Annotated in this window: 1 protein-coding gene and 1 pseudogene; one reads left to right on the top strand and one right to left on the bottom strand. The window is 42.5% G+C overall.

Annotated features, from left to right (window positions below):
* Positions 1 to 599 (bottom strand): annotated as a pseudogene (locus DCC82_RS16930) (ISLre2-like element ISGsp4 family transposase); the annotation flags it as partial.
* A gap of 260 nt (positions 600 to 859) precedes the next feature.
* Here DCC82_RS16930 and DCC82_RS16925 point away from each other — a divergent pair.
* Positions 860 to 1,366 (top strand): hypothetical protein, encoded by a 507-nt coding sequence (locus DCC82_RS16925; protein ID WP_062678592.1) that lies wholly within the window; start codon positions 860 to 862, stop codon positions 1,364 to 1,366.
* The last annotated feature ends 138 nt before the right edge of the window (positions 1,367 to 1,504 follow it).

Below are 1,504 nucleotides of genomic sequence, written 5' to 3'. Positions count from 1 at the left end.
ATCCGTGAGCCGTTGCGCTTCCACCCTTCGTGAACGGTCAGGATTTTGTCTTCCTTGGCCCGTTTTCCCTTCGCTTGGCGAGAAACAAACAGTCCATCGGACTCCACAAACAGCACCCGTCCATATCGCTGGTCCACCGGGCAGTGCAGCGGAGCTTCAGCTTCGAGCACCAACTGGCGGATCGCCTCATGGCTCATCACCGGATACCCGACCATCTGGGCAAGCGTACGAGCCGCTTTGCGATAGGAAGAGCAATCCACCGCCAATCCCACCGCCGTTTCTTCTAGACAAGGGCTGATTGACTGCGATCCATCAAACGCTAAAAAGGAATCAAGCAAAAACGTGTAACGGTTTTGTTCCCGGTCTAAATAGTAGTTCCGCTCAAAGGTGACTTCGCCAAACAGGGTTTGAATCGTGGTGCGTCGTTTGTCTTTCAAGTGGTATCGGCGCTTGTCCCGGGTTTCCGCCAATTGTCGGTCGATGTCCTCCAACAGAGCCGTAAACAGCTCGGCGAAGGCGTTTTGCAAGGCTCGAAACAAATCAAGTTCGATCTCTTTCCATGTCAACGAATTTGTGGTAAGATGTTGTTGAATATTCATGGGACTCTCTCCTCCTGTTTGATGGTGTGGCAATGAATATCTTACCAGGGAGAGAGTCCTTTTTTCATGTTTCCTGCTTGGGATCCTACCGCGCTTCGCTTGGTGGCCCCGATGAGGGAGATTGCGAACCTACGTTCCCACCCCCCTCATCGGGGAATTCTAAGAATTTCTCCCACAAACATTTTACTCACACAAAAGCATACAAAAAGAATATGCATTTGGTATAATATAGTAAAAATGATTAATTAAGGAGATTAATTATGGACAAGTTATCAAAAATATCATTTGGAGCTGCTATTACCATATTTATTATTTTGGCGATTATAGCTATTGGAGCCATATACATATTTCAAAAAGATGGATTAATATCAGAAGACTACAATACTTTTCCACCTGAAGCTAAACTAATTACAAATAACGAAGAATATATTTTAAGTTTAGAAGCTCACACATGGGAAGTAGGGAATATTGTCTCTGAAAATAAGATGGAGGAAAATATAAGTGTTTATGCTTTAGGACAAAAGAAAAGCCCCATAGAAGCAAATAAAAAGCAGATGGTGAAACTTCAATTGATTAAGCATCAAGAATTTAAGCTTGAGCAAATAATGGCCTATTTGTGGAGAGATGCAAATCAAAAAGACGAATTAAAGGTAGAGGGAAATCATACTTTCATTCTGCCAAATAATCCAGGGAACTATATATTAGAACTAAATATACAAAGTAACCGAGGTCATGCCCAATATGTCGGAAAAATTGTTGTAAAATAAGGGCTTAAACGCTCTTATTTTTTTGGGGTCTTCACCATTTTCTGTGATTTCTACTCAATCCTAGAAACATGTTAGCTGGATGAAATAGGTTCATCAGTCAGGATCCTTCTTCCGCATACAGACCACGAAGTTGGTAGA

Origin of the sequence: Geobacillus sp. LYN3, assembly GCF_003064505.1 — a bacterium.
In the GTDB taxonomy this organism is placed as follows: domain Bacteria; phylum Bacillota; class Bacilli; order Bacillales; family Anoxybacillaceae; genus Parageobacillus_B; species Parageobacillus_B toebii.
This window is presented reverse-complemented; position numbering and strand designations above follow the sequence as displayed.

Bases quoted from the DNA above. Each gene is read 5' to 3' on its own strand.
- DCC82_RS16925 (WP_062678592.1), top strand. From the start codon at position 860: ATGGACAAGTTATCAAAAATATCATTTGGAGCTGCTATTACCATATTT.